Source organism: Allosphingosinicella vermicomposti (genome assembly GCF_003012815.1).
Taxonomy (GTDB): domain Bacteria; phylum Pseudomonadota; class Alphaproteobacteria; order Sphingomonadales; family Sphingomonadaceae; genus Allosphingosinicella; species Allosphingosinicella vermicomposti.
This window is the reverse complement of record NZ_PXYJ01000001.1, coordinates 270,010-295,256: the sequence shown is the minus strand read 5'-3', so window position 1 is coordinate 295,256 and position 25,247 is coordinate 270,010. Positions and strand designations below refer to the sequence as shown.

The 25,247-nt window shown below is 61.9% G+C and carries 18 protein-coding genes; 12 read left to right on the top strand and 6 right to left on the bottom strand.

Annotated elements, in window-relative coordinates; translation table 11 throughout:
* Nucleotides 1–151: 151 nt before the first annotated feature.
* Together C7I56_RS01485 and C7I56_RS01480 are read left to right on the top strand one after the other, a co-directional pair.
* Nucleotides 152–1,156, top strand: a complete 1,005-nt coding sequence (locus C7I56_RS01485) for a sensor histidine kinase (protein WP_158702950.1) — start codon at nucleotides 152–154, stop codon at nucleotides 1,154–1,156.
* Between the two features lie 102 nt (nucleotides 1,157–1,258).
* Complete coding sequence (locus C7I56_RS01480; protein ID WP_106638779.1) at nucleotides 1,259–2,029, top strand: LytR/AlgR family response regulator transcription factor; 771 nt, start codon at nucleotides 1,259–1,261, stop codon at nucleotides 2,027–2,029.
* Here C7I56_RS01480 and C7I56_RS01475 read toward each other — a convergent pair.
* Both C7I56_RS01475 and C7I56_RS01470 read right to left on the bottom strand, forming a co-directional pair.
* Nucleotides 2,005–4,077, bottom strand: a complete 2,073-nt coding sequence (locus tag C7I56_RS01475; protein ID WP_106638778.1) for a response regulator — start codon at nucleotides 4,075–4,077, stop codon at nucleotides 2,005–2,007. The genes C7I56_RS01480 and C7I56_RS01475 overlap by 25 nt on opposite strands.
* A 5-nt stretch (nucleotides 4,078–4,082) precedes the next feature.
* On the bottom strand, nucleotides 4,083–9,770 hold the full coding sequence (locus tag C7I56_RS01470; protein WP_106638777.1) for a HAMP domain-containing protein: 5,688 nt from the start codon (nucleotides 9,768–9,770) through the stop codon (nucleotides 4,083–4,085).
* Nucleotides 9,771–10,028: 258 nt separating this feature from the next.
* Between C7I56_RS01470 and C7I56_RS01465 the strand changes: the two genes are divergently transcribed.
* Genes C7I56_RS01465 through C7I56_RS01450 form a run of 4 tightly spaced genes read left to right on the top strand, consistent with a single transcriptional unit; the run spans nucleotide 10,029 to nucleotide 11,274 of the window.
* Nucleotides 10,029–10,337 (top strand): hypothetical protein, encoded by a 309-nt coding sequence (locus C7I56_RS01465; RefSeq protein WP_106638776.1) that lies wholly within the window; start codon nucleotides 10,029–10,031, stop codon nucleotides 10,335–10,337.
* 4 nt (nucleotides 10,338–10,341) lie between these two features.
* Entirely contained in the window at nucleotides 10,342–10,620 is a 279-nt protein-coding gene (locus C7I56_RS01460; RefSeq protein ID WP_199792302.1) for a DUF5985 family protein, read from the top strand.
* Nucleotides 10,620–10,886, top strand: a complete 267-nt coding sequence (locus C7I56_RS01455; protein ID WP_106639569.1) for a DUF5985 family protein — start codon at nucleotides 10,620–10,622, stop codon at nucleotides 10,884–10,886. Before C7I56_RS01460 ends, C7I56_RS01455 begins: the two co-directional genes overlap by 1 nt.
* A 7-nt stretch (nucleotides 10,887–10,893) precedes the next feature.
* A complete protein-coding gene (locus C7I56_RS01450) occupies nucleotides 10,894–11,274 on the top strand; it encodes a PaaI family thioesterase (RefSeq protein ID WP_106638775.1) in 381 nt (126 codons plus the stop codon).
* 104 nt (nucleotides 11,275–11,378) lie between these two features.
* Here the strand turns inward: C7I56_RS01450 and C7I56_RS01445 are convergent, their stop codons facing one another.
* Nucleotides 11,379–12,482 carry an acyl-CoA dehydrogenase family protein gene (locus C7I56_RS01445; RefSeq protein WP_106638774.1) on the bottom strand — a complete coding sequence of 368 codons (1,104 nt, stop codon included), beginning with the start codon at nucleotides 12,480–12,482 and terminating at the stop codon, nucleotides 11,379–11,381.
* 95 nt (nucleotides 12,483–12,577) lie between these two features.
* A complete protein-coding gene (locus C7I56_RS01440) occupies nucleotides 12,578–13,741 on the bottom strand; it encodes an acyl-CoA dehydrogenase family protein (protein WP_106638773.1) in 1,164 nt (387 codons plus the stop codon).
* A gap of 78 nt (nucleotides 13,742–13,819) precedes the next feature.
* Between C7I56_RS01440 and C7I56_RS01435 the strand changes: the two genes are divergently transcribed.
* The 6 genes from C7I56_RS01435 (at nucleotide 13,820) to C7I56_RS01410 (ending at nucleotide 20,427) form a co-directional block, all read left to right on the top strand.
* Nucleotides 13,820–15,064 carry an acyl-CoA dehydrogenase family protein gene (locus C7I56_RS01435; RefSeq protein WP_106638772.1) on the top strand — a complete coding sequence of 415 codons (1,245 nt, stop codon included), beginning with the start codon at nucleotides 13,820–13,822 and terminating at the stop codon, nucleotides 15,062–15,064.
* An 80-nt stretch (nucleotides 15,065–15,144) separates the two neighbouring features.
* Nucleotides 15,145–15,921, top strand: coding sequence for an SDR family NAD(P)-dependent oxidoreductase (locus C7I56_RS01430; RefSeq protein WP_106639568.1), 777 nt, complete (start codon nucleotides 15,145–15,147; stop codon nucleotides 15,919–15,921).
* Between the two features lie 109 nt (nucleotides 15,922–16,030).
* Nucleotides 16,031–16,816, top strand: coding sequence for an SDR family NAD(P)-dependent oxidoreductase (locus tag C7I56_RS01425; protein ID WP_106638771.1), 786 nt, complete (start codon nucleotides 16,031–16,033; stop codon nucleotides 16,814–16,816).
* Nucleotides 16,817–16,977: 161 nt separating this feature from the next.
* Complete coding sequence (locus C7I56_RS01420) at nucleotides 16,978–19,041, top strand: 3-hydroxyacyl-CoA dehydrogenase NAD-binding domain-containing protein (protein WP_106638770.1); 2,064 nt, start codon at nucleotides 16,978–16,980, stop codon at nucleotides 19,039–19,041.
* Between the two features lie 211 nt (nucleotides 19,042–19,252).
* Entirely contained in the window at nucleotides 19,253–19,819 is a 567-nt protein-coding gene (locus C7I56_RS01415; protein WP_106638769.1) for an alpha-ketoglutarate-dependent dioxygenase AlkB, read from the top strand.
* Nucleotides 19,816–20,427, top strand: coding sequence for a cytochrome b (locus tag C7I56_RS01410; RefSeq protein ID WP_106638768.1), 612 nt, complete (start codon nucleotides 19,816–19,818; stop codon nucleotides 20,425–20,427). The genes C7I56_RS01415 and C7I56_RS01410 overlap by 4 nt, the downstream gene beginning before the upstream one ends.
* A 62-nt stretch (nucleotides 20,428–20,489) precedes the next feature.
* Here C7I56_RS01410 and C7I56_RS01405 read toward each other — a convergent pair whose 3' ends face one another.
* On the bottom strand, nucleotides 20,490–22,646 hold the full coding sequence (locus C7I56_RS01405; protein WP_106638767.1) for a prolyl oligopeptidase family serine peptidase: 2,157 nt from the start codon (nucleotides 22,644–22,646) through the stop codon (nucleotides 20,490–20,492).
* Nucleotides 22,647–22,995: 349 nt separating this feature from the next.
* Complete coding sequence (locus C7I56_RS01400; protein WP_425352357.1) at nucleotides 22,996–25,158, bottom strand: prolyl oligopeptidase family serine peptidase; 2,163 nt, start codon at nucleotides 25,156–25,158, stop codon at nucleotides 22,996–22,998.
* Nucleotides 25,159–25,247: the final 89 nt, after the last annotated feature.

Sequence of the window (25,247 nt, the reverse complement as noted above, 5' to 3'; positions counted from 1 at the left end):
AGGCATCGCGATCCGCCGGACAGTAAAGCTTCAAATCATTGTCCGAACACCAAAACCCACTACAGCGCCCGCCGATCTATCCGGGGGGTAAGGTGCACGCGACTCGAAGCGTGAGCATAAGCGCCCGGACGGTTCGGTGGGGGAAATGAACATGCTGATTACGATCGGGGCGGGACGCACGCGTCTGCGCCTCTCACTTTTGCTCGGGCTGAGCTTCGTGGCCCTCATTCTGGCGGCGCGCCTCAGCGCGGGCATCGCCCCCGGTGCCGATATGCTGGCGGGCACCCTCAGCCTCGCGGCGATTACGATTGCGCGCAGAGCGCTAGCAGACGCCGCGATCCGTCAGGCTCCTGCAGCCGCACGCTTTATACAGCCCACCGCGCTCCTCGGCGCCGCATTGATACAGACCGTGCTGGACCAAAAATTCGGCCTGTTGCTCGGTTCTCTCCCGGGCAGTGAGGCGCCGGGATCGGCATTGTGGATATTTCTCACCTATCTGCTCTTCCAGGCTCTGGAGGCGGCGCTTCCCGCCCTTTCATCGCGTGGCCGGACCGTCCGGCGGGCTCAGGCGGATGCGGCGAATGCGGAGGCCGCGATGCTGCGCCTTCAATTGAATCCGCATGCGATCGTGAATTCCTTGAACGCGGTGACGAGCCTCATCCTTTCAGGCCAGCATCCCAAGGCGGCCGCGATGGCGGACAAGCTGGCCCAGTTTCTCCGCCTGTCCCTGCAAATGTCCAAACCATTCATCCCGCTTGGCGACGAGCTGATGATGATCGAGGCCTTTTTGCAGGCCGAAAGCATACGATATGGCGACCGGCTCGATATCTTGATCGATTGCCCGGACCATTTGGAGGAGATCGACGTACCGGCGGCCCTCCTGCAGCCCCTAGTGGAAAATGCGGTGAAGCATGCAATGGCGAGCGGCCTGGGCATGGTTGGTCTGGTGATCCGCGCCGCAGAGGCCGGAGACCGCCTGCTCCTGTCGGTCGAAACCGACGTCGCGAGCGGTTCGACTTCGTTCGGAATGGGCCTCTCCAACACGCAAAGCCGCCTCGCGACCATCTATGGCGACCTTGCCTCGATCGATATCGGCATGGATTCGGAAGGCTATCGTGGCAGGATTTCAATCCCGCTGACATCGGGAAGCAAATGATTTGGTTGCGAATTTTTAGACGGGAAAATACGTTCATGTTCCGTATAAGAAGTGTGAACAACAACGGCCTCAACACGAAACAGGGGTGAAAGCGCGAATATCATGACGCTCAGGGTGCTATTGGTCGATGACGAGCCGCCGGCTCTCCAGCGCCTTGTCCATGCGCTGGAAACGATCAAAGGCATCGAGATTGTCGGCATGGCCGAGGATGGCCGCGTGGCGCTCGATCTGGCCGAAACGCTGAAACCCGATCTGATCCTTCTCGATATCGAAATGCCCTATTTCAGCGGGATCGAAGTTGGGCGGTCCTTGTCGAAGCGTGCCGAGACGGAGATGATCTTCATCACCGCCCTCGATGAATTCGCGATCGAAGCATTCAACATGCAGGCGGTCGATTATTTGCTGAAGCCCGTCCAGCCGGACCGGCTGCGCGAGGCGTTGAAGCGCGCGCAGCTGCGCCTGGAGCAGCGCCAGGGGGAAGCGGGTGACGCGAATCTGCCAGCCGAGGCGGCAAACGGCGCGAGCGCGGAAGGCCGTTCGGGCGATCCGATTTTCTGGATTCCGAAGGGCGACGGCACGGTGCCGCTGCCCGTGGGGGATATCCGGCGGATCGAGGCGGCACGCGATTACGCGTTATTCTATACCGAAGCCCACACCTATATCCTGAAGATCACCATGAAGGAGCTGGAAAGCCGCCTTCAATCTCAACCAATGCTTCGGGTCCATCGCGCCGCGTTCGTGCGGCCGGACATCGTCGTCCAGGCCGATTTTTCAGGGCGCCGGATCGTTCGCCTTCATACCGAGGATGGGGCGATCGTAGACGTGGCATCAAAATATGCCGAAAATGTTCAGACCGCGCTTGGAAGCGCCTGATCCATTTCCATTTCGCGCGGAACGGCGCGCCTTATTGCCGCAGTCAGCTTTTCCGGCGTGAAGGGCTTCGTCAGCACCGTAACATTTGCCGGACGGTTCTGGATATTGTCCGCGTCCGCATAACCGGTGATGATGATGGCGGGCAGGTCTGGCCGCAATTCGCGCAAGCGGCGCACCACCTCGATCCCCGAGAGCGACGGCATGGCATAATCGGTGATGACAAGGTCGCAGCAATGCGTGTCGGCGGACATCGCCGCGATCGCCTCCAGCCCGTCCGATGCCTCCGCCACCTGATGACCGAAGTCGCTCAACAAGGCTGTCGTCGTCGTCCGGACCCCGGCATGATCATCGATCAGCAGCACGCGCAATCCGGGGCCGGTGTCGACAGGCTCAACCCGCTGGCGTGATGCGGTTTCCGTCGCGGCAGCGTCCGAAGCAGCCCTTGGCAGCAGGAGCTCGACGCTGGTGCCCTCGCCAACCCGGCTCTGGATCCGTATGCCGCCGCCCGATTGCTTGGCAAAACCGTAAACCATGGAAAGGCCAAGGCCCGTCCCCTTGCCCACTTCCTTGGTTGTGAAGAATGGCTCCATCACTCGTTCAAGGTCATCGGGCGCGATACCCGATCCTGTGTCAATCACGGTCAGGCTGACATAATCGCCTTCCGGCAGATCATGTTCGTTGCCGGCCTCCAAGACCTTATTGCGCGCATGAACCTCGATCCGGCCGCCGTCAGGCATCGCGTCGCGCGCATTGATGACGAGGTTCATCAGCGCCAGCTCTAGCTGGGCTTCATCAGCAAAGACGTTCCACGGCTGGCTGGCAATCGACCAATCCAGTTCGACCAGACCGCCGAGCGTATGGTTGAGAAGGTCGCCGACGGCCGTCGACAATTGGGCCACCGAAACCGGCGCGGGCTGCAATTGCTGGCGCCGCGAAAAGGCGAGCAGGCGCCGGACAAGGTCGGATCCTTGTTCGGCCGCGCGCCGTGTCATCGTCAGAATCTTGCGTTGGTCCTCCGCCAGCGCCACGCGCCGGTCGATAAGGTCGATCCCGCCCAAAACGGCGGCAAGAAGATTGTTGAAATCGTGCGCGATGCCGCCGGTCAATTTGCCGATGGCATCAAGCTTCTGGGCCTGGACCAGCTGGCTTTCGAGCTCGCGGCGTTCGGTGACGTCCAGCAATGTGCCGACCACTTCGCGCCCGCCATATTCGTCAGCCAGCACCATCGTCTGTTCCAGGAAGTGCCGGTAGGCTCCATCCGCGCATTGCCAGCGATATTCGATCGCCAGGCCGTTTTGGTATTCCAGGCTGCGATAGCCGGACATGACCCGCGCGCGATCGTCGGCATGAAGGCGCTGGTGCCATTCCTCCACCGGCGGCGGCGTTTCGAAGCCGCTGATCCGCGCCAGATTGCCGCCGACGATCCGGGGCGTCGTGAAATCAGGTCCGAATTCGCGCACGAACAGGACGATGGGCAGGGACTCGATGATTGCAGCCTGCCTCTTCTCCGCATCGCGCAGCGCCTGCTCGGCACGCAGCTTTTCGGCCTGAATGCGAAGATTTTCGTCCAGCAGCCTTTGCTCCTGCTCGGCCTTGTGCTGAATTTCGCGCGTCTTGGCGAAGAGATCAACGAACACCGACACTTTGGATCGCAGGACGAGGGGCTCGACCGGCTTGAACACATAATCGACCGCGCCCATCGCATAGCCGCGGTTCAAATGCGCACTTTCCTTGTTCACCGCGGACAGGAAGATGATCGGGATACGCTTGGTCTGCTCGCGGCTGCGGATCATCTGCGCGGTTTCGTAACCGTCGAGGCCAGGCATGAAAACGTCGAGAAGGATGACCGCGAATTCGCCATTCAGCAGGTGGCGCAACGCCTCTTCGCCCGACGAAGCGACGACGGTATCCGCGACTTCATCGACCACCGTCTTGAGCGCAAGCAGGTTGCGCTCGTCATCATCGACAATCAGCACGCGCGGCCTGCCTTCGGCAAGAGGCGCGAATTGCGGCGCGGCGGCTTTGCGCAGGGGTGTCGGTTCCACCATGGAAATTAGTCCGCGCTCACCATCGCAGGCGACGATCCTTCCTGTGAACGCGCGCGGCCGATCCACACGCGGAGCAGGGCCAGCAGCAGATCGATGTCGACCGGCTTGGCGATATAATCGGACGCCCCCGCATCGAGGCACTTCTGCCGGTCGCCCTTCATCGCCTTGGCGGTCACGGCGATAAGCGGCACGTTGGCCAGCGCATCGCGCGTGCGGATCTGCCGCATCGTTTCATATCCGTCCATTTCAGGCATCATGATGTCAATCAGCGCGATGTCGATATCCGGCGTGTTTTCAAGGATTGCGATGCCCTCTTTCCCCCGTTCGGCGTAGAGGACGGTCGCGTCGTAAGTCTCCAAGACGCTTGTAAGCGAGTAGATGTTCCGGATGTCGTCATCGACGACGAGGATTTTCGCGCCCTTGATTTCCGGCACGCCGCGATGCGCATCCTCTGCCGCTGCGGGCCGCCGTCCCCGGCGCAGCGTTGCCGGCAACAGTGTCGCAAGCTGGTCCAAGCCTGATGCAATCTGGATGTTGCACGACGACGCCACGCGATTGATCGCACCGCGCGCATCCGGATCGTCCTCGCCGCCGCCAAGCACGATGAGCGGAGCCGCTGGAGCCTGCGCGCATATCCGCTCGGCCTCGCCTGCAACCTTCGCCACGGGAAGGAGGATCGCGTCATAATCGCCAAAATCGCGGGGTGCGTCCGACAGGGTTGGAGCCGCGTCATAGCGCATGGCGGGATCGCCGACCGCCTTGGCCGCCGCCTTCCGCCCCTTCGCGTCGAAGCCCACCATCAGCACCTGCCGCTCGACGCGGCTGACGCGCCGGTAAAGATCGCCGAACACCACAACCAGTTCGTCATGTGTCGCCGGCTTTTCGGTAACGCCGACCGCGCCGAGCGCCATGGCGGAAGCAACCTCTTCCTTGCCGGAAATGACGTGGATCGGGATATGCCGGGTGTCGGGATCGTGCTTCAACAGGTCGAGCAGCACGAAGCCGTCAATATCGGCAAGGCCAAGGTCGAGCGTGATCGCATCGGGCTGGAGCTTGCGCGCCATGCCCAATGTCCCCGCGCCCGCCGCCGATACAACGCCCTTCAGACCCGCTTCGTGCGCCAGTTCGAGAAGGATGTTGGCGAAGGTCGCATCATCCTCGACGATCAGCACGAACGGATCGTCGCCGAGGCCGTCACGATCGTCCGCCACTTCTTCGGCGGCGGCTGGTGCGCTCAGCATCGGCACATGATCCTCGCTCGCGGTCGCGCCAAGCGCGGCGCCGCTGACCGAATTTTGCGGCACGAACAAGGTGAAGGTCGACCCCTTGCCCGGCGTGGACTGCACCTGCAATTCACCGCCCAGCAGCCGAGCGATCTCGCGGCTGATGGATAGGCCAAGGCCGGTGCCGCCATAGCGCCGGCTGGTCGTGCCGTCGGCCTGCTGGAACGCTTCGAAGATCAGCTTCTGCTTGTCTTCGGGAATGCCGATCCCCGTATCGGACACGGTGAAGGCGATGACTCCTTCCGCGCCATTCAGCACCGGATGATCCGCGCTCCACCCGCTCTGCACGCGCGCGGCTGACAAAGTCACGGATCCTTGCGACGTAAATTTGAAGGCGTTTGACAAAAGGTTCAGAACGACCTGCTGCAGGCGCTTTTCGTCCGTGCGCATGACGAGCGGCAGGCGCTCGTCGAACGCAACCTCGAACATCAGCCCCTTGTCGGCCGCAAGCTGACGGAAGGTGCGTTCGACATTCTGCTTCAATACCTTCAGCGGCACTTCGCCGAGATCGATCGACACCGTGCCGGATTCGATCTTCGACAGATCGAGAATGTCGTTGATGAGGTTGAGAAGGTCGGACCCCGCCGCATTGATCGTACGTGCGAATTCCGTCTGCTTCTCGTTCAAATTGCCCTGCGGATTGTCCGCGAGCAGCTTCGAGAGGATGAGGAGAGAATTGAGCGGCGTCCGCAATTCATGCGACATGTTGGCGAGGAATTCGGACTTGTATTTCGACGTCAGCGCAAGCTGTTCGGCCTTTTCCTCGATGGCCCGGCGCGCCATGTCGATTTCGATATTCTTGCCCTCCACCTGCTTCTTTTCATATTCGAGAAGCAGGGCCTTTTCCTGCAGCTCCTCGTTCGTCGCGTGCAGCTCTTCCTGCTTGGTCGTAAGCTCGGTCTGACGCGCCTGAAGCTCGGTGGTGAGCAGCTGCGACTGGCTGAGCAGGCCTTCGGTGCGCATCGTCGCCGCGATGGTGTTCAGAACGATACCCACCGATTCCATCAACTGGTCGAGGAAGGAGACGTGGGTCTCGTTAAACTTGCCGAATGAGGCGAGTTCGATCACCGCCTTCACGTCATCTTCGAAGATGGCGGGCATGATGTTGACGTTGACCGGCGCGCTATGCCCGAGCCCCGATCCGATGCGGATGAAGTCGGCAGGCACTTCGTTGAGCAGGATGCTGCGCTTGTCCGCCGCCGCCTGACCGATCAGGCCTTCGCGCAGGCGGAAGACGGGCTTCAGTTCATCGATCCGCTCGGCGCCATAGCTGGCGGCAAGTTCCAGCACGGTTTCGTCGCCGTCGCGCTTGGCGACATAGAAGACGCCATATTGCGCGTTCACCAGCGGCGCGAGTTCGGAGATGATGAGATTCGACACGGTCGCGAGATCGCGTTCGCCCTGCAACATGCGGCTGAACCGCGCGAGGTTGGTCTTAAGCCAATCCTGCTCCGCATTCTTCAAGGTCTGTTCCTTGAGGTTGCGGATCATCTCGTTGATATTGTCCTTGAGCGCGGCCATTTCGCCCGACGCTTCCACGGCGATTGAGCGCGAAAGATCGCCCTTCGTCACGGCGGTCGCCACGTCGGCGATGGAGCGCACCTGGTTCGTTAGGTTCGCGGCAAGCTGGTTCACGTTGTCGGTGAGGTCGCGCCACAAGCCTGCGGCGCCCGGAACGGAGGCCTGGCCGCCAAGGCGCCCTTCGATACCCACTTCGCGCGCCATGTTCGTCACCTGATCGCCGAAGGTCGAGAGCGTATCGATCATGAAGTTGATCGTTTCGGCCAGCGCCGCGATTTCGCCCTTCGCGTCCACGGTCAGCTTGCGCTTCAAATTGCCCTGCGCCACCGCCGTCACAACATCCGCGATGCCGCGCACCTGATTGGTGAGGTTGTTCGCCATCAGGTTCACGTTGTCGGTCAAATCCTTCCACGTGCCGCCGACGCCCGGCACCTGCGCCTGGCCGCCGAGGCGCCCTTCGGTCCCCACTTCGCGCGCCACGCGGGTCACCTCGGATGCGAAGGAGTTGAGCTGATCGACCATGACGTTGATTGTGTCTTTGAGCTCCAGGATTTCCCCACGCACGTCGACGGTGATCTTTTTGGAAAGGTCGCCGCGCGCCACGGCGGTCGTCACTTCGGCGATGTTGCGCACCTGGCCAGTCAGATTGTCGGCCATCAGGTTCACATTGTCGGTCAAATCCTTCCACGTGCCCGCGACGCCGCGCACTTGCGCACGTCCACCGAGCTTGCCTTCCGTACCCACTTCACGCGCCACACGGGTCACTTCGGATGCGAAGCCATTGAGCTGATCCACCATGACGTTGATGGTGTTCTTGAGCTCCAGGATTTCGCCCTTCACGTCCACGGTGATCTTCTTGGACAAGTCGCCCGATGCCACCGCGGTCGTCACTTCGGCGATGTTGCGCACCTGGCCGGTGAGGTTTGCAGCCATGGCGTTCACGTTATCGGTCAGATCCTTCCACGTACCCGCAACGCCCTCTACCTGCGCCTGTCCGCCGAGGCGCCCTTCGGTGCCCACTTCGCGGGCCACGCGGGTCACTTCCGACGCAAAGCCGTTGAGCTGATCCACCATGACGTTGATGGTGTTTTTAAGCTCCAGGATTTCGCCCTTCACCTCCACGGTGATCTTCTTGGAAAGATCGCCGCGCGCCACGGCGGTGGTGACTTCGGCGATGTTGCGCACCTGGCTGGTCAGGTTGCCGGCCATGGCGTTCACATTGTCGGTAAGGTCGGCCCATGTGCCCGCGACACCCTCCACCTGCGCCTGTCCGCCGAGGCGCCCCTCGGTGCCCACTTCGCGCGCCACGCGGGTCACTTCGGATGCGAAGCCATTCAATTGATCCACCATGACGTTGATGGTGTTTTTCAGCTCCAGGATTTCGCCCTTCACGTCCACGGTGATCTTCTTGGAAAGGTCGCCCTTCGCCACGGCGGTCGTCACTTCGGCGATGTTGCGCACCTGGCCCGTCAGGTTCGCGGCCATCAAATTCACATTGTCGGTGAGGTCGGCCCAGGTGCCCGCGACGCCCGGCACCTGCGCCTGCCCGCCGAGCTTCCCTTCGGTCCCCACCTCACGCGCCACGCGCGTCACTTCCGATGCGAAGCCATTCAGCTGATCCACCATGGTATTGATGGTGTTTTTGAGCTCCAGGATTTCGCCCTTCACGTCCACGGTGATCTTCTTGGACAAATCGCCTGATGCCACGGCGGTCGTCACTTCGGCGATGTTACGCACCTGGCCGGTGAGGTTATCGGCCATCAAATTCACATTGTCGGTCAGATCCTTCCACGTGCCGCCGACGCCCGGCACCTGCGCCTGACCGCCCAATTTCCCTTCCGTACCCACTTCGCGCGCCACGCGGGTCACTTCGGACGCGAAGGAGTTCAATTGGTCCACCATGACGTTGATGGTGTCCTTGAGCTCCAGGATTTCGCCCTTCACCTCCACGGTGATCTTCTTGGACAAATCGCCTTTCGCCACCGCAGTCGTCACGTCAGCGATGTTACGCACCTGACCGGTCAGGTTCGCGGCCATCAAATTCACATTGTCGGTCAAATCGGCCCAGGTGCCCGCGACGCCCGGAACCTGCGCCTGCCCGCCGAGGCGCCCTTCGGTGCCCACTTCGCGGGCCACGCGCGTCACTTCCGATGCGAAACCATTAAGCTGGTCCACCATCGTGTTGATGGTGTTCTTGAGTTCGAGAATCTCGCCCTTCACGTCCACGGTGATTTTCTTGGAAAGGTCGCCCTTTGCCACGGCGGTAGTCACGTCGGCGATGTTACGCACCTGCGCGGTCAGATTGCCCGCCATCGCGTTCACATTGTCGGTCAAATCCTTCCACGTGCCGGCGACGCCCTTCACATTCGCCTGGCCGCCAAGCTTGCCTTCCGTACCCACTTCGCGCGCCACGCGCGTCACTTCGGATGCGAAGGAGGCAAGCTGTTCCACCATGGTGTTCACGACCTTGCCGATGCGCAGGAATTCGCCGCGCAACGGGCGTCCGTCAATTTCGACGGACATGGTCTGCGACAGGTCGCCCTTCGCCACCGCGCCGATGACGCGCGACACTTCGGCGGTCGGCTGGACGAGATCTTCGATCAGTTCGTTCACCGACTGGACCGCGCTGTCCCAATTCCCGTTGCCATCCTTCAGATGGCCGCGCTGCAGCATCTTGCCTTCCTTGCCGACGACTTGCGACAAGCGGCGGAATTCGCCGACCATCTGGTCGTTCAGGCCGACGATTTCGTTGAACAGGCTGGCAATCTCGCCGTCCGTGCCAGCGGCGTCTTCGGGGAGGCGTACCGAAAAATCGCCGCGCCGGAATGCGCGAAGCGCTGCCAGCAGCTGTCGGCGATCGAAGCTTTCGACTCGGGTTTCGGCGTTCACCGGGGGATACTCCTGCACGAAAAGCCGGCAAAATTGCCGGTCGCGCCCCCGCGTGGCGCGACACTGCCTCCGCCCGCTTCGCGCCGCAAGCCCAAAGTTATTTTCGATGCTCGGGGTTGATCGACAAGGCCAGCCTCCTAAAAAGGCGCCTCCTTGCCGATCACGCAGGGTTCATCATTAACAATGATTTCGGGGACGATGCCGGCAAGCGCGGACCTTCTAGCCTTTATAAGAGGATCGTTCCGTTCCATCTGGTCGATGGAGCTGATGCTTCTGCTGCGGGCTGATCGGAACCGCGCCTGGACGCGGCCGGAACTCGTAGGCGCACTTCGCGGCAGCGATTCGGTGGTGGCGCAGGGGATCGAATCCCTCGTGACTGCCGGAATGGTGACGGATCAGGATGGACAGATACGTTATGCTCCGGCATCCGGCGAAATCGATCGCCTGGCGGGAGAGGCTGAGCTTTACTACGGAAGAAAGCCAGATGCCGTCCGCAGGGAAATCGTGATGGCCGCGCACGATCAGCTCCGCGCTTTTTCGGACGCGTTCAAGCTTAGGAGGGATTGAGAATATGTCAGAGATATTCCGCGCCCTCGTCTATCTTCTCTGTCTCGGCACGGCCGGTACGTGCGCCTTCCTTCTATGGCGCAGCTTCCGGCAGAGCGGTGCGCGCCTGCTCCTCTGGACGGGCTTGTGCTTCGGCTTCCTTGCGCTGAACGCCTTGGCCGTGATCCTCGATATGTTCATCATCCAGTCGATAAGCCTGCAGATGCCGCGCCTCCTGCTGTCGCTCGCGGCGGTCGGCGTTCTCGTCGGCGGCCTCATCTGGGATATGGAGGAGTGGAGCTGATGACGCTCTTCACTTTCCTTTCCGGAATGATCACAATGGGCTTCCTCGCGGGCGGCACGTTCTTCCTGCGCTTCTGGCGCAGATCGAGCGACGGGCTGTTTCTCGCCTTCGCTATCGCCTTCTGGCTACTCGGACTGACCCAGGCCCTCCTCGCGCTCACCGATTTCCCGGTAGAGGAATCCAGCTTCTTCTATCTCATCCGTCTCACCGCCTTCATCGTGATCATCACCGCGATCGCGCTCAAGAACCGCAAACAGGCCGATTAGGGCCTCGATGCTGGATCGCCTGCCGCCTTATGCGCGCCTTCTCGACCTCCGGACGGAGCGGGATGCGGACACTCTTCTCTGGATCATGCCGTTCGCCGCGCCGGTCGTCGGGCGCCCCGGCTATCTCCACGGCGGCGCAATCGCGGGCCTGCTCGAATTCGCCGCGCTCGGCACACTCTACGACCAGATGGGCGAGACCCGGGTCGAAGCCAAGCCGATCAACGTCAACGTCAATTTCATGCGCGGTGGCATTGATCACGACACCTTCGCCGCCGCCACCATCACCCGCCTCGGCACCCGCGTCGCAAGCGTCGAAGCCCAGGCTTGGCAAAAGGACCGCGCCAAGCCGATCGCATCGGCTCACATGACTCTGCTGCTAAAGCGCTAACCCACACACCCGCTAGTCCTGAGCCTGTCGAAGGACGTGAGCAACGTACAATTCACACGGGCTTCGACAAGCTCAGCCCTAGCGGGTGTGAGAATGCTGAAAGATCAATATCCGTTCAGCCGCGCCAGCTGATCCGCGTGATAATTGGCGTCCCCAAACAGCTCGTTCAGCACCCGGTCGCGCTTCATGTAGAGGCCGATATCATATTCGTCGGTCATGCCGATGCCACCGTGCATCTGAACGCCCTCCTGCACTGCAAGCGTCGAAACCTGCCCCGCTTTGGCCTTTGCGACATGCACCATCGCCTCGGCCTCGGCGCTGCCTTCATCCAGCAATTGCTGCGTCTTCAATGTCGTCGCACGCGCTATTTCCAGTTCGGAATAGAGATGTGCGGCGCGGAATTGCAGCGCCTGAAACTCCCCGATTAGCCGCCCGAACTGCTTGCGCTGCTTGAGGTAGTCGACGGTCATGCCGATCGCGCCCGACGCAACGCCAACCATCTCCGCCGCAGCGCCAACCCGCCCCGCGCGCAGGACGCGGCGCAGCACCTCTTCGCCGCCGATCAGGGCGTCAACATCGACCTCGACATTGGCGAAAGTCATGCGCGCGCCGATGCTGCTGTCGGCCATGCGAACGCCCTCGACCTCAAGGCCTTTCGCATCCTTCTCCACCGCGAACAGTCCAAGCCCCTCCTCCGTCCTCGCCGCGACAAGGATGAAGTCCGCCGAAGCGCCCTGAACCACGAACTGCTTGGCGCCCGACAGGCTGTAGCCATTGCCCGAACGCTTCGCCTCCACCGCGATTGCTTCAGGCCGGTGCTTCGCGCCCTCATCGATCGCCAGCGCGGCCACGGTCTCGCCTTTCAGAATGCCGGGAAGCCATTTTTCGCGCTGCGCCGTGCCCTTCAAGGCCTCGACCGCCGCGACGGCTGTGATGAGGAAGGGCGAAGGCGTCAGGTTACACCCGATCTCCTCCAACACGATCCCTGCTTCGACATGGCCGAGGCCGAGACCGCCATCCGCTTCATCGACGAGAATGCCGGTAAAACCCATTTCCCCGAACTGCCGCCACAAAGCATGGCCGAACCCATCCTTGCAATTCATGTCGCGCCACTTGCGCAGCTGCGTCGGAATCGCGCCTTCGCTCGCCATGAAGTCCCGCGCCGTATCGCGCAGCATCGCCTGATCTTCGGTGAGGTAGAGGGGCATTTTCTCTTTTCTCCGTCACCCCGGCGAAAGCCGGGGTCTCGTGGTGAAGGGCTGTGTCTTTCCGTCTTGAGATCCCGGCTTTCGCCGGGATGACGTTAGGCCCCCGGCAGATCCAGAATGCGCTTGGCGATGATGCCGAGCTGGATTTCGCTGGTGCCGCCCTCGATCGAATTGGCCTTGGTGCGCAGCCACTCCCGCGCCGCCTTGCCGCCGCGCGAACGATCGCTTTCCCATTCGAGCGCGTCGGCACCGCCCGCGGCCATGACCAGTTCGTGCCGGGCCTTGTTCAATTCCGTGCCCGCATATTTCATCATTGATGGCTGAGCGGGATGGGCCTGCCCGGCTTTGAGTTCGTCGATGAACTTCTCCGACATCGCCTTGAAGGCCATCGCGTCGACATCGAAGCGCGCCACGTCCGCGCGGAGGATCGGATCGTCCGCGAGCTTGTCCTTGAGCGCCGCGCCAAGTCTACCGCCCGTGCCGCCAAGGCCCATGCCGGAGATCATCTCGCGTTCGTGGCCGAGCAGATATTTGGCGACGTCCCAGCCCTTGTTCACTTCGCCGACCACTTGATCCTTCGGCACCTGCACATCGTCGAAGAAGGTCTCGCAGAAAGGCGAATAGCCGGAGATGAGAAGGATCGGCTTGGTCGACACACCGGGCGAGGCCATATCGAAGAGGAGGAAGCTGATGCCCTTATGCTTGGGTGCGTCAAAATCGGTGCGGACGAGGCAGAAGATCCAGTCCGCCTTGTCGGCGTAAGACGTCCACACTTTCTGGCCGTTCACCAGCCAATGGTCGCCCTTGTCCTCCGCCTTGGTGGCAAGGCTCGCAAGGTCCGATCCGGCATTGGGTTCCGAATAGCCCTGACACCAGCGGATTTCCCCGCGCGCGATTTCGGGAAGGAAGCGCGTCTTCTGCGCCTCCGTCCCATATTTTAGCAGCGCCGGGCCGAGCATCGAAATGCCGAAACTGTAGAGCGGATTGCGCGCATTGATCCGCGCCATTTCCTGCCGCAGAACCTTGGTTTGCGCGGGGTCGAGGCCGCCACCCCCATATTCGCTTGGCCAGTCCGGCACGGTCCAGCCGCGCTCGGCCATCCGCTCCATCCACAGGCGCTGGGCCTCGCTCTTGAACACCGGATTGCGCCCGCCCCAGCAGGCATCATCCTCGCTCCGCATCGGCTCCCGCATCTCGGCCGGGCAATTCGCCTCCAGCCAGTCACGGGTCTCCGCCCGAAACGCTTCCAAATCGGCCATTGATCTTGTCTCCGCAGCCTCTCCGCGATAGCCCGGATGATAGGTTTACGGGAACGTAAAGCAAGCGAGAGGAAGGCCATGGATTTTACCCTTACGGAACGCGAGGCTTTTTACCGCGACCGGGTTCGCCAGTTCATCGAGACTCAGATTCGCCCGCGCATCGGCGACTATAAGAAGCAGCTCGAAACTGGCGACCGCTGGCAGCCGCTGGCCGTGATCGAGGAATTGAAGCCGAAAGCCCGCGAAGCCGGCCTTTGGAACCTGTTCATGCCCCCCGCCCCCGTCCTCCCCCATGTCGACGACACGTTCGCATTCGAAGGCACCCAGCTCACCAATCTCGAATATGCGCTCTGCGCCGAGGAAATGGGCCGGATCGGCTGGGCGAGCGAGATATTCAATTGCTCGGCGCCCGACACCGGTAATATGGAGGTGCTCCACCGCTACGGAACGCGGGAGCAGAAGGAACAGTGGCTCCGCCCGCTGATGAACGGCGAAATCCGCTCCGCCTTCCTGATGACCGAGCCCGCCGTCGCTTCGTCCGACGCCACCAACATCGAATGCGACATACGCCGCGAGAGCGACGACTATGTCATCAACGGCCGCAAATGGTGGTCGTCCGGGGCGGGCGACCCGCGCTGCAAGGTCGCGATTCTTATGGGCAAGACCGACCGCGAAGCGCAGAAGCATAAGCAGCAATCGATGATCTTGGTGCCGATGGACGCGCCAGGCATCACCGTTGAGCGTGCGCTGACCGTCTACGGCTATGACGACGCGCCCCACGGCCATATGGAAATCGAATTGAAGGACGTGCGCGTCCCGGCGTCCAATATGTTGCTCGGCGAGGGGCGCGGGTTCGAGATCGCGCAAGGGCGCCTTGGCCCCGGCCGCATCCACCATTGCATGCGCACCATCGGCGCGGCCGAAGAAGCATTGGAGGCGATGGTGAAGCGGCTTCAATCCCGCGTCGCATTCGGCAAGCGCCTGATGGAACATTCGATCTGGGAACAGCGCGTGGCGCGTGCCCGCATCGACATCGAAATGTCGCGGCTCCTTTGCTTGAAGGCCGCCGACATGATGGACAAGGCTGGCAATAAGGCCGCCGCGAACGAGATTGCGATGATCAAGGTGCAGGCGCCAAGCATGGCGCTCCGGATCATCGACGATGCAGTACAGGCCCATGGCGGCGCGGGCGTCAGCCAGGATTTTGGATTGGCCTCAAGCTGGGCGGGCATCCGCACCCTCCGCCTGGCGGACGGGCCGGACGAAGTGCACAATCGCGCGATTGCCAAGAACGAGTTCGCCAAACACGCGCTCGCAGATTGAATAACAGTCCGTTCGCTTCGAGCGAAGTCGAGAAGCGTGTCTCGACTACGCTCGACACGAACGGGAGGGAGGATGAGAAAATGAACCTGTTCGACCTGACCGGAAAGGTCGCCATCATCACCGGATCCTCGCGCGGCATCGGTCGCGCCATCGCCGAAGCCATGGCCGAGCAAGGCGCCAAGGTCGTCATCTCCAGCCGCAAGCGCGAAAGCTGCGAGGAGGCCGCCACCGCGATCAATGAGAAGCACGGGCCGGGGACCGCGATCGTTGTCCCCGCCAACATCTCGTCCAAGGATGACCTTCAAAACCTCGTCGATGAAACCAAAGCACAGCTTGGCCGCATCGACATCGTCGTCTGTAACGCAGCGTCCAACCCCTATTACGGGCCAATGAGCGGGATCACCGACGATCAGTTCCGGAAGATCCTGGAAAACAATGTCATCGCCAATCACTGGCTGATCCAGATGGCGGTACCCGAAATGCTGGAGCGCAAGGACGGATCGATCATCATCGTCTCCTCGATCGGCGGTCTCACCGGCTCCGCGATCATCGGCGCTTACAACATTTCCAAGGCCGCCGACTTCCAACTTGCCCGCAACCTCGCCGCCGAATTCGGCCCATCGGGCGTCCGCGTCAACTGCATCGCGCCCGGCCTAGTCCGCACCGATTTCGCCAAGGCCCTATGGGACGATCCCGACACGTTGAAAGCTGTTACCCGCTTCACGCCGATGAAGCGGATCGGCGAGCCGCACGAAATCGCGGGCGCCGCCGTCTTCCTCGCCGCGCCCGCCTCCACCTTCATGACCGGCCAGACGATCATCGTCGATGGCGGTTCGACCACGGGAACGGGGTTGTGATGATGCCCCGCCTCGCGCGTCACCCCGGCGAAAGCCGGGGTCTCATGACGGAAAAGGCGCAGGCTGGTCCTGAGATACCGGCCGTCGCCGGTATGACGGGGAGGCATGAATGAAGCTAGAAAACAAAGTCGCCATCATCACTGGCGCGGGCTCGGGCATCGGCAAGGCGTCCGCGAAGCTGTTCGCCGAAGAAGGCGCGAAGGTCGTCTGTGCCGACATCAAGGGGCATGAAGAGACCGCAGCCGAGATTGGCGACGCAGCCATCGCAATCCATGCCGATGCAGGCTCCGAAGCCGATGTGAAGCGGCTGGTCGCCGAAGCCGTCGCCCGCTTCGGCGGCCTCGACGTCATGTTCGCGAACGGAGGCATTTCGGGCGGCCTCACTGGCCTGTTCGATCAGACGCCGGATGACTGGACCGAAATCCTGCGCGTCAACCTGATCGGCCCCTTCCTTGCCATCAAGCATGCCGCGCCGGTCATCAAGGAACGCGGCGGCGGATCGATCATCTGCACCGCGTCCGTCGCGGGTATTCGCGCCGGTGCGGGTGGCCCGGCTTATTCGGCCTCCAAGGCGGGCGTCATCAATCTCGTGAAGACCGGCGCGGCGCAGCTCGTCGGATCGAACGTCCGCGTCAATGCCATCTGCCCCGGCCTCATCCAAACCGGCATGACGCAGATGATCTATGACCATGCCCGTGCCCAAGGCAAAGGCGACAGGATCGGCCGCTTCAATCCGCTCCAGCGCGGCGGCGAGCCCATCGAAATCGCCCGCTCGGCCCTCTATCTGGCGTCCGAAGAGTCGAGCTACGTCAACGGCCATGCCTTGGTCGTCGACGGCGGCCTCGCGGCGTCCTATCCCTTCACCAAATTGCTCTACGGGCAGACGGCCTTTTGATATGAACTTGCACCACCTTCTCCGTTCGCCCTGAGTAGCCGTTGAGCTTGTCGAAACGGCGTATCGAAGGGTTCAGCTCGAATGCTTCGATACGGGCCTTCGCCAAGCTCAGTCCCTACTCAGCACGAACGGATTAGGACGACAGATTAGGAGAAGTAAGAATGAGCCCCATTTCCACCAAGCGCCACGGCGACATCCTGATCGTCACGTCCAACAATCCGCCGGTGAACGCGCTCGGCCATGCGGTCCGCGACGGCCTCGTCAAGGCGATCGACGAAGCCGATGCCGATGATGCAATCAAGGCCGTGGTCATTCGCTGCGAAGGGCAGACCTTCTTCGCGGGCGCCGACGTTTCCGAATTCGGCACGCCCAAGGCGTTCGAGCAGCCGATGCTGCCGCAGGTTGTCGACCGGATCGAAAATTGCACCAAGCCGGTCGTCGCCGCGATCCACGGCACCGCGCTTGGCGGGGGACTCGAAGTCGCGCTCGCCTGCCATTATCGCGTGGCGGTGCCGTCGGCGAAGCTCGGGGTTCCGGAAGTGAAATTGGGCCTCCTCCCCGGCGCGGGCGGCACGCAGCGCCTGCCGCGCGCCGTCGGCGTCCAGAAGGCGCTCGAAATGACGACCAGCGGCACGCCGATCGGCGCCAAGGACGCCCACGCGCTCGGCCTCGTCGATCGCCTGATCGAGGGCGATCTTGAACAGCATGCCGTCGCTTATGCCGAGGAGGTGAAGGACGTCCGCCCGCTCCAGAAGACCAGCGAAAAGGACGACAAGCTTGCCGAAGCCCGCACCAATCCGGGCATTTTCGATGAATTCCGCAAGGCGAACGCCCGCAAGATGCGCGGCTTCGATGCGCCGGAAGCGAACATCAAGGCCGTCCAAGCCGCGGTTGAAAAGCCCTATGCCGAAGGCGTGCTCGAGGAGCGCCGCCTGTTCATGGAATTGATGAGCGGACGCCAAGCCAAAGCCCAGCAATATTTCTTCTTCGCCGAACGCAAGGCCTCGAAAATCGATGGCCTGCCGGAAGACACGAAGCCTCGCGACATCAAGCGCGTGGGCGTGATCGGCGCGGGCACGATGGGCGGCGGCATTTCGATGAACTTCCTGTCCGCAGGCATCCCGGTGACGATCGTCGAAATGCAGCAGGACGCGCTCGATCGCGGCACCGGCATCATGCGCAAAAATTATGAAGCGACCGCCGCCAAGGGCCGCATGACGGCGGAGCAGGTTCAAGGCGCGATGGGCCTGCTGAAGCCAACGCTCAATTTCGACGACCTCGCCGAATGCGACCTCATCATCGAGGCGGTGTTCGAGAATATGGACGTGAAGAAGGATGTGTTCGCCCGCCTCGACACGATCGCCAAGCCCGGTGCGATCCTTGCCTCCAACACCTCCTATCTCAACATCGACGAGATTGCCGCTGTCACGTCGCGGCCGCAGGACGTGGTGGGTCTCCACTTCTTCTCGCCCGCCAATGTGATGAAACTGCTGGAAATCGTGCGCGGCGCGAAGACCGCGCCGGACGTGCTCGTTACCGCGATGCAGCTGTCCAAGAAGATCAAGAAAGTCGCCGTCGTCGCGGGCGTCTGCTACGGTTTCATCGGCAACCGCATGCTGATCCCGCGCCAGATGCAGGCGATGCAGCTGCTCTTGGAAGGCGCGACGCCGGAGCAAGTGGATCGCGTCCATGTCGAATTCGGAATGCCCATGGGGCCGTTCCAGATGGCCGACCTCGCGGGCGTCGACATTGGCTGGCACCGCGATCCCAAGCGCATCGAAAATATCCGCGATGCGCTGTGCGCCATCGACCGCTGGGGCCAGAAAAAGGGCGCGGGCTTCTACGATTATGACGACAAGCGCCGCCCATCGCCGAGCCCCAAGGTGCAGGAGATTATCGAGCAGTTCCGCGCGAAGGAAGGCGTCACCCCGCGCGACATTTCCGATCAGGAAATCATGGAGCGCACCATCTACACGATGGTCAATGAGGGCGCGAAGATCCTGGAAGAAGGGATGGCTCAGCGCGCTTCGGACATCGATGTGGTGTGGGTCTATGGCTATGGCTGGCCCGTCTATCGCGGCGGCCCCATGCACTGGGCGGACGGCGAAGGCCTCACCAAGATCGTCGACGGCCTGAAGGGGCAGCAGGAACGTCTAGGTGCCGATTTCACCCTCTCCAACCTCCTCGTCCAGAAGGCGCAAGCGGGCGAGAAGTTCACGCGCTAACCCCCTCGTCATTGCGAGGAGCAAAGCGACGAAGCAATTCAGCGGCGCGGAGCTGGATTGCTTCGCCCCGCCCGCAATGACGACCTTCACCGTCACCCTGAACTTGTTTCAGGGTCCATGCTTGTGACAGCTGCGCTGCTCGCCGATGGATGCTGAAACAAGTTTAGGGTGACGGTGGTGGAACATTACAGCGACCGTGAGTTAAAGCGGGATGCAGAGCGACCTCTTCGCCCCCGCCCTTCCCGAAGGCATGGCCTATAAGCCCGACTTCCTGTCGCTGGACGAAGAGCAAAACCTCGGCGCACGCATCGCCGCGCTCTCGCTCAAGCCTTTCGAATTCCAGGGCTTTGTTGGGAGACGCCGCACCCACAGCTTCGGCCTCCACTATGCCTTTGACGGTAGCGGCCTCCGCGCAGCCGATCCGTTTCCGGACTGGCTGATCCCCGTCCGGGACCATGCAGCTGACCTTGCAGGACTACCCTCCGAAGCCCTCGTCCACGCCCTACTCATCGAATATGCACTGGGCGCCGGTATTGGCTGGCACAGGGACCGTCCGGTCTTCAGCGATGTGATCGGCATCTCCCTCTGCGCCCCCGCCCCGCTCCGCTTCCGGCGCAAGGTGGGTGCGAAGTGGGAGCGGATCACGGTCACGGCCGAGCCCCGCTCAGCCTATGTCCTGCGCGGCCCCGCTCGCGAAGAATGGGAGCATAGTATCCCGCCGGTGGACAGCCTGCGACATTCCATTACCTTCCGCAGCTTGAAGGGAGAGAAGCCATGACGACTGTTCCTGACGCAATTCCCCAACCCCGCACCTTGCTCCGCTATAATGGAGGCGCGGTGGCACTGCACTGGATGAGCGCCGCCCTGATCCTCGCGCAAATCTATGTGGGCTTTACCTTCCACGGCATGGAGCGCGGGCCGGTGCGCGGCGAATGGTTCACCTGGCACAAGACGCTGGGCGCGCTTATCCTCATCCTCGGCATCCTCCGCCTCGTCTGGCGCCTGATGCACAAGCCGCCGCCCTTTCCGCCCGAGCTCTCCCGCTGGGAGCGGTTCGCGGCCGTGTGGAACCACCGCGCTTTCTATGTCCTCATTATCGCCCTGCCGCTGACGGGTCTGGCCGCGATTTCAGGCGGCGCCGATGAAGCCACAACGCGCCTCGCGGGCGGTATTCCGCTGCCCCTCATCCCCGGCCTGTCCGAAGCCTTTGGCGACGCGATGGGCGAAACGCATGAGATATTGGTGAAGCTCACCATCGCCCTCCTCATCCTCCACGTTGGCGCGGCGCTGAAGCACCAGTTTATCGATCGCGACGGCATTTCTGGCCGCATGCCGCCCTTCCCCACCCCGCGCGACAAGGATCGGGTCGAGGCTGAAGGCCGCTGAAACAAAAAGGGGCGTCCAACCGCGATTGGACGCCCCTTATTCCTTGACGATCGGCTGAGCCCTTAGTCGCCAATCTTCAGCCCGGTATGGTGGGCGATGAAGCCGTACATATCGGTATATTCCTCGATCTGCTTGTCCGTCGGCTTGCCCGAGCCATGGCCTGCCCGCGTCTCGATGCGAATGAGGTGCGGCGCGGGGCCGGTTTCGGCCGCCTGCATCGCGGCGATATATTTGAAGCTATGCCCCGGCACCACGCGGTCGTCCGTATCGGCCGTCGTCACCAGCATTGGCGGGTAATTCACGCCCGACTTGATGTTGTGATAGGGCGAATAAGCATAGAGATTGCGGAAATCCGCTTCCTTGTTCGGATAGCCATAATCGTCGACCCAATAGCGTCCAGCCGTGAACCGGTCGAAGCGCAGCATGTCCATTACACCGACAGTCGGGAGCGCGGCGGCGAACAGGTCCGGCCGCTGATTGAGCACCGCGCCGACGAGCACGCCGCCATTGGACCGCCCCTCGATCGCCAATTTCTGCTTCGATGTGATCCCCTGCCCGATCAGATACTCTCCGGCAGCGATGAAATCGTCGAACACATTTTGTTTGTTGAGCAGGCGCCCGGCGTCGTGCCAGGCCTTACCATATTCGCCACCACCGCGAAGGTTCGCCACGGCGAGTACGCCGCCTTCGGCGACCCAGGCCATCCATTTGGGCTGGAATCGCGGCAATTCCGGCGCGTTGAACCCGCCATAGCCGTAGAGGAGCGCGGGCACGTTCTTCAGCGCCATGCCCTTTTTGTGGACGAGGAAGAGGGGCACCTTCGTCCCATCCTTCGACGCGTAGAAACGCTGCTCCACTTCGAACTGGGCGGGATCGAAGGAAAGCTCGGGCTCCGCGAACACGCTGCTCGCGCCCGTCTTGCTGTCATAGCGATAGATGGCGCCCGGCGAATTAAAGCTGGCGAAGGAGAAGAAGGTCTCGCTGTCGCTGGCGTCGCCGGAGAAGCCAAAAGCCGTGCCGATGCCCGGCAGCTTCACGGTGCCAACCTGCTCTCCGGCCATGTCGAAGGTGCGCACCTCCGTCTTCGCATCGACGAGATAGGAGGCGACGATCTTGTCGCCGACAATCGAGGCGCTGCCGAGCGTCGCCTGATCTTCCGGAACCAGTTGCGCCGTCGCGAAACCCGGCTTTGACAGGTCGGCCGACACAATCCGTCCGCGCGGCGCATCCTTGTCGGTCCGCCAGTAGAAGGTCGTGCCATTGTTGCCGAGATAGGCCCATTCATTCTCAAGGCCCGTCACCAGCCGCCGCGGCGGGCTTTGCGGCGCCTGAAGGTCGATCAAGGTCACTTCGTAACGCGCATCGGTGCCTTCGGACGACGTCACGATCAGCCAGCGGCCATCGTCCGACACTTCCGCCGTATTGCCGAGCTTCGGACGATCGGGCTGAGCGAAGACGAGCTTGTCGTCGGTCTGGTTCGTGCCGAGCTTGTGGAAATAGACGGCCTGACCTTCATTCAGCGACTGGAACTGTGCGCCCGCGCTCGGCTCGGGGAAGCGGGAATAATAAAAACCCGATCCGTCCTTCGCCCAATCGAGGTTGGAGAATTTCACCCACTTCACTTCGTCGGGCAGCACCTGACCCGTCGCGACGTCCAGCACCTTCACCACACGCCAATCGGTGCCGCCTTCCTGGATCGAATAGAGGAGATGCTTACCGTCCTTCGAGGGCACCCATTCGGCCAGCGCTGTCGCGCCATCCTGCGACCATCCATTGGGATCGACCAGCTGACGCGGCGTGCCATTGAGGCCGTCGCGAACATAAAGAACGGACTGGTTCTGGAGGCCGTCATTGCGCATGTAGAAATAGCGGCTCCCCGCCTTTTCCGGCACGCCATAACGCTCATAATCATAAAGAGCGGTAAGGCGCGCCTTTAGCGACTCGCGGCCCGGAAGCTTGGCGAGATAGGCGCTCGACACCGCATTCTGCGCTGTCACCCACTCACGCACCTTCGGATCTTCGCGCACGTCATTTTCGAGCCAGCGATAGGGATCGGCCACGGCCACGCCGAACTGCCTTTCCACCACGTCGCCACGCGCCGTTTGCGGGTAGGCGATAGCCGCGGTTGCAGCTGCGTCGCCGACTGCGGCGGGCGGGACAGCGGCCGTCGTGCAGGCGGCGGTGGTGGCAAGCAGCAGAAGGGCCGCGGTGATGCGCATGAGGTTTTCTCTCCAAACTATTCTAGCCTAACCGTTCGCACTGAGTAGCCGGTGAGCCTGTCGAACCGGCGTATCGAAGTGCCTTGGCGGGGGTGCTTCGATACGGATCTTCGACTTCGCTCAGCTCCTACTCAGCGCGAACGGGCTAGAATTAATTAATTCATTACGACCTGCTCGCATTGCGAGCAGACGATGGAACTGTCCTTTTCATGGAAGGGACCGCTAACAACTTCCCGCGTGACATTGGATGGCCGATCCATACGCTCAGGGGTGCCATCCTCTTCGAAACGGATTTTTCCTTCAGCGCCACAGTCGCAAATCAGCGGGAGAGTTCTTCCAATCCTCCCCATCACTTCACCGTCAGGCCGGTATGTTTGGCCGTGAAGGCCCACATGTCGGCATATTCCTCGATGATCTTGTCGGTCGGCTTGCCCGAGCCATGCCCTGCGCGCGTTTCGATGCGGATGAGGTGCGGCTTGTCGCCGATATCCGCGGCCTGGATGGCGGCGGCATATTTGAAGCTATGCCCCGGCACCACGCGATCGTCCGTGTCGGCCGTCGTCACCAGAAGCGCCGGATAATCCACGCCCGTCTTGACATTATGGTAAGGCGAATAAGCGTGGAGGAGTTTGAAATCCGCCTCCTTGTTCGGATAGCCATAATCGTCGACCCAGTAACGGCCCGCGGTCCAGCGATCGAAGCGCAGCATGTCCATCACGCCCACGGCGGGCAAGCCGGCGGCGAATAGATCGGGACGCTGGTTGACGACGGCGCCAACGAGCAGGCCGCCGTTCGAGCCGCCCTGCACGGCAAGCTTGTCCTTCGTCGTAAAGCCTTGCGCGATCAGATATTCGCCCGCGGCAATGAAATCGTCGAAGACGTTCTGCTTGTTCTGAAGGCGCCCGGCGTCGTGCCAGGGCTTGCCATATTCGCCGCCGCCGCGAAGATTGGCGACCGCATAGACACCGCCCTGCTCCATCCAGGCGAGGCGCGTCGGCGAATAAGCGGGCGTCATCGACACATTGAACCCGCCATAGCCGTAAAGGATCGTGGGCGCGCCCTTCGACAGGTCGAGACCCTTTTTATGCGCGATGAACATCGGCACCTTGGTCCCGTCCTTCGACGTGTAGAAACGCTGGCTGACCTCATAATCGGCAGGGTTGAACTTCAGCTTGGGTTCGGCCCATGGCGTCGCTTTATCGGTTGCCGCATCATAACGATAAACGGTGGTCGGCGTCGCGAAGCTCGTGAAGGCGAAGAAGGTTTCCGGATCGTCCGCCTCACCGTCGAAGCCACCTACGGCGCCGATGCCCGGCAGGCTGATCTTGCCCTTCAGCGCGCCATCCAGCGCATAGCGGCGCACTTCCGCCTTTGCATCGACCAGATAGGTGGTAAGCAACGTGCCGCCGACGATCGACGCGCCATCCAGGGTCGCGACATCTTCCTTCACGATTTCGACCGGCTTCGGATCGGCCTGGGACACGTCGAGCGATACGACGCGAAGGCGCGGCGCGTCCTTGTTCGTCACCCAATAGAATATGCTGCCTTCATTGCCGATATAGGACCAATTGTTCTCAAGCCCCTTCACCAACGTGCGCGGCTTGGCGGACGGATCGGTGAGGCTGATGAGCGTGATTTCGTAGCGGTCGTCCGTGCCTTCCGCAGTCGTGACGATCAGCCATTTGCCATCGTCGCTCACCCCCGGATAATGGCCCCGGCGGGGCTGGTCCGGCGTTTCGTACAGCATCCGGTCCGCACTCTGTGGCGTACCAAGTTTGTGGAAATAGACCTTGTGGTTCTCGTTGAGCGCCTGAAACTTCTGGTCGGCGGGCACTTCCGGGAAGCGACTGTAGTAGAAGCCCGATCCGTCCTTCGCCCAATCGACGCCGCCATTCTTGATCCATTCGATCTGGTCGCCGGTTTCCTTGCCCGTCTGCGTGTCGAGTACCTTCACCGTGCGCCAGTCGGTGCCGCCGTCCTGGATCGCATAAGCAACGTAACGGCCGTCTTCCGAAGGCGCCCAGCTGGCAAGCGCGGTGGCGCCGTCCTTCGACCATGTGTTCGGATCGAGCAGCACCTTGCCTTCGCCGTTCAGGCTGTCGCGCACATAAAGAACGGACTGGTTCTGAAGGCCGTCATTGCGCGTGTAGAAATAGCGGCCGCCCTTCTTATAAGGCAGGCCGAACCGCTCATAATCGTAAAGCGCCTTCATGCGATTGGCGAAGATATCGCGGCCCGGCAGGGTGGCGAGATAAGCGTCCGTCACCTTGTTCTGCTCGGTCACCCATTCCCGCACCTTCTGGTCCTCGCGGACGTCGGCCTCCAGCCAGCGATAGGGATCGGCGACAGCCACGCCAAATTGCGCTTCCACCACATCCTGGCGCAGCGTCTTGGGGTAAGTGATCGGGGCGTCGGCTTGCGTGGTCGTCGCGGAGGTGGCGGTCATAGGGGTCAGGGCTGTTCCGGTCGTGGCGAGAAGGGTCGCGATGGTCAGACGTGTCGCAGGACGCATGTGGGAATGCCTTTTGATGGGACAAGATATGGAGCTGAGCCTAACGGCACCGTTCCGCTTGTCAAAGGGCTGTGATATTGGGCGGAGAG

Coding starts and splice junctions, on each gene's coding strand:
- C7I56_RS01435 (WP_106638772.1), top strand. CDS start 13,820: ATGGATTTTACCCTTACGGAACGCGAGGCTTTTTACCGCGACCGGGTT.
- C7I56_RS01415 (WP_106638769.1), top strand. CDS start 19,253: ATGCAGAGCGACCTCTTCGCCCCCGCCCTTCCCGAAGGCATGGCCTAT.
- C7I56_RS01485 (WP_158702950.1), top strand. CDS start 152: ATGCTGATTACGATCGGGGCGGGACGCACGCGTCTGCGCCTCTCACTT.
- C7I56_RS01420 (WP_106638770.1), top strand. CDS start 16,978: ATGAGCCCCATTTCCACCAAGCGCCACGGCGACATCCTGATCGTCACG.
- C7I56_RS01405 (WP_106638767.1), bottom strand. CDS start 22,646: ATGCGCATCACCGCGGCCCTTCTGCTGCTTGCCACCACCGCCGCCTGC.
- C7I56_RS01400 (WP_425352357.1), bottom strand. CDS start 25,158: ATGCGTCCTGCGACACGTCTGACCATCGCGACCCTTCTCGCCACGACC.
- C7I56_RS01445 (WP_106638774.1), bottom strand. CDS start 12,482: ATGCCCCTCTACCTCACCGAAGATCAGGCGATGCTGCGCGATACGGCG.
- C7I56_RS01480 (WP_106638779.1), top strand. CDS start 1,259: ATGACGCTCAGGGTGCTATTGGTCGATGACGAGCCGCCGGCTCTCCAG.
- C7I56_RS01425 (WP_106638771.1), top strand. CDS start 16,031: ATGAAGCTAGAAAACAAAGTCGCCATCATCACTGGCGCGGGCTCGGGC.
- C7I56_RS01455 (WP_106639569.1), top strand. CDS start 10,620: ATGACGCTCTTCACTTTCCTTTCCGGAATGATCACAATGGGCTTCCTC.
- C7I56_RS01450 (WP_106638775.1), top strand. CDS start 10,894: ATGCTGGATCGCCTGCCGCCTTATGCGCGCCTTCTCGACCTCCGGACG.
- C7I56_RS01410 (WP_106638768.1), top strand. CDS start 19,816: ATGACGACTGTTCCTGACGCAATTCCCCAACCCCGCACCTTGCTCCGC.
- C7I56_RS01440 (WP_106638773.1), bottom strand. CDS start 13,741: ATGGCCGATTTGGAAGCGTTTCGGGCGGAGACCCGTGACTGGCTGGAG.
- C7I56_RS01465 (WP_106638776.1), top strand. CDS start 10,029: ATGGAGCTGATGCTTCTGCTGCGGGCTGATCGGAACCGCGCCTGGACG.
- C7I56_RS01475 (WP_106638778.1), bottom strand. CDS start 4,077: ATGGTGGAACCGACACCCCTGCGCAAAGCCGCCGCGCCGCAATTCGCG.
- C7I56_RS01430 (WP_106639568.1), top strand. CDS start 15,145: ATGAACCTGTTCGACCTGACCGGAAAGGTCGCCATCATCACCGGATCC.
- C7I56_RS01460 (WP_199792302.1), top strand. CDS start 10,342: ATGTCAGAGATATTCCGCGCCCTCGTCTATCTTCTCTGTCTCGGCACG.